This window comes from Streptomyces tricolor, assembly GCF_002155905.1.
GTDB classification, from domain to species: Bacteria; Actinomycetota; Actinomycetes; order Streptomycetales; family Streptomycetaceae; genus Streptomyces; species Streptomyces tricolor.
Genome location: NZ_MUMF01000688.1, coordinates 1 through 2,379 on the forward strand (window position 1 = coordinate 1; position 2,379 = coordinate 2,379).

Consider the following 2,379-nt stretch of genomic DNA (forward strand, 5'->3'; position numbering starts at 1 on the left):
CCCCGGCCGGCACCGGCAAGGAGAGCACGGCCCCCGGCACGGACAGCACGGCAACAGGCACCGGCACCGGCACCAGCACCGGCAAGGACAGCGCGGCAACCGGCACACCGGGCGCCGCCCCGACGCCCGGCCCGGCCGAACCCGGCCACCACCCGCACGGTCACGACCACGACCACCGTTCCCTCGCCCACGCCGGCATCGCCAAGGGCGAACCGCCCGAGCCGCGGCCCAAGGAACCCGGCGGCGGCATCCTCATGGGCCGCCCCTTCGGCGTACCCGTCTACGTCGCCCCGAGCTGGTTCCTCGTCGCCGCCCTGATCACCTGGGTCTTCGGCGGACAGCTCGACCGCGTGCTGCCCGAGCTGGGTGCCGCCCGCTACCTGGTCTCCCTCTTCTTCGCGGTCGCCTTCTACGCCTCCGTCCTGGTCCACGAGCTGGCCCACACGGTCGCCGCGATCCGCTTCAAGCTCCCGGTCCGCCGCATCCAGCTGCAGTTCTTCGGCGGCGTCTCGGAGATCGAGAAGGAGGCCGAGACCCCCGGCCGGGAATTCGTGCTCGCCTTCGTCGGCCCCCTGCTCTCCCTCGTGCTGGCCGGCCTGTTCTACCTCGCCATGACCGCCGTGGAGCCCGCCACCGTACCGGGGGTCCTGCTGGCCGGCCTGATGGTCTCCAACCTCATCGTGGCGATCTTCAACCTCCTCCCCGGCCTCCCCCTCGACGGCGGACGCATGCTCCGCGCCGTCGTCTGGAAGCTCAGCGGCAAACCCATGACCGGTACGGTCGCCGCCGCCTGGGTCGGCCGCGCCCTCGCCGTCGCCGTCCTGGTCGGCCTGCCGCTGCTCAACCAGTCCGGCGCCCTCGGCGGCAGCAGCGAGGACGTCGGCGGCATGGACACCGTCACCGACGCCCTGCTCGCCGCCATCCTGGCCGCGATCATCTGGACCGGCGCCGGCAACAGCCTGCGCATGGCACGCCTGCGCGAACACCTCCCCGAGCTGCGCGCCCGCGCCCTCACCCGGCGCGCCGTACCGGTCGAGAACGACACCCCCCTCTCCGAGGCGCTCCGCCGGGCCAACGCCGCCGGGGCCCGCGCCCTCGTCGTGGTCGACGCCGACGGCAACCCGCTCTCCCTCGTCCGCGAGGCCGCCATCGTCGGCGTACCCGAGCACCGCCGCCCCTGGGTGCCCGTCAGCGGCCTCGCCCAGGAGCTGACCGACGGCATGCGGGTCTCCGCCGAGCTGGCCGGCGAGGAACTGCTCGACGTGCTGCGCGCCACCCCGGCCACCGAATACCTCGTGGTCGAGGAGACCGGCGAGATCTACGGCGTGCTGTCGGCGGCGGACGTCGAGCGCGCCTTCGTCAAGGCGATGGCCAGGCCCGCCTGAGCGCCCGTCGGCCGAGCCCCCCGCCGGGAACCGGTAGGCTGGTCACATGTCCGAACCGACCGGTGCCGCCCGCAGGCGCGGGCCCTTCAAGGTCGGGGACCAGGTACAGCTGACCGACCCCAAGGGCCGCCACTACACGTTCACGCTCGAAGCTGGGAAGAACTTCCACACCCACAAGGGTTCCTTCCCGCACGACGAACTGATCGGCGCTCCCGAGGGCAGCGTTGTCCGCACCACCGGCAACGTCGCCTACCTCGCGCTGCGCCCCCTGCTCCCCGACTACGTCCTGTCCATGCCCCGCGGGGCAGCCGTCGTCTACCCGAAGGACGCGGGGCAGATCCTCGCCTTCGCCGACATCTTCCCCGGCGCCCGCGTCGTGGAGGCCGGCGTCGGCTCGGGCTCGCTCAGCAGCTTCCTGCTGCGGGCCATCGGCGACCAGGGCATGCTGCACTCCTACGAGCGCCGCGAGGACTTCGCCGACATCGCCCGGCAGAACGTGGAACGCTACTTCGGCGGCCCGCACCCCGCCTGGCAGCTCACCGTCGGCGACCTCCAGGACAACCTGTCCGACACCGACGTCGACCGCGTCATCCTCGACATGCTCGCCCCCTGGGAGTGCCTGGAGGCCGTCTCCAAGGCGCTCGTCCCCGGCGGCATCCTGTGCTGCTACGTGGCCACCACCACCCAGCTCGCCCGGACCGTGGAGTCCATCCGGGAGATCGGCTGCTTCAACGAGCCGACCGCCTGGGAGACCATGATCCGCAACTGGCACATCGAGGGCCTGGCCGTCCGCCCGGACCACCGCATGATCGGCCACACCGGCTTCCTGCTCACCGCCCGCCGCCTCGCGGACGGCGTCGAGCCGCCCATGCGCCGCCGCCGCCCCGCCAAGGGCGCCTACGGCGAGGACTACGCCGGACCCAACGCCGACGGCGGCGCCGGCCGCTGACCGGCCGCACACGCGCACAACCCAAGGGCGCCGTGGCCGAGTTCC

At 73.1% G+C, this 2,379-nt stretch carries 2 protein-coding genes; both read left to right on the forward strand.

The genetic code is table 11. From position 1 onward, the window contains the following. A partial coding sequence (locus CCN44_RS37375; protein ID WP_244204029.1) for a site-2 protease family protein occupies nt 1–1,385 on the forward strand: 1,385 nt, incomplete at its 5' end. Nucleotides 1,386–1,431: 46 nt separating this feature from the next. Beyond that, nucleotides 1,432–2,334, forward strand: a complete 903-nt coding sequence (locus CCN44_RS37380; protein WP_014671696.1) for a tRNA (adenine-N1)-methyltransferase — start codon at nt 1,432–1,434, stop codon at nt 2,332–2,334. Nucleotides 2,335–2,379 lie beyond the last annotated feature (45 nt).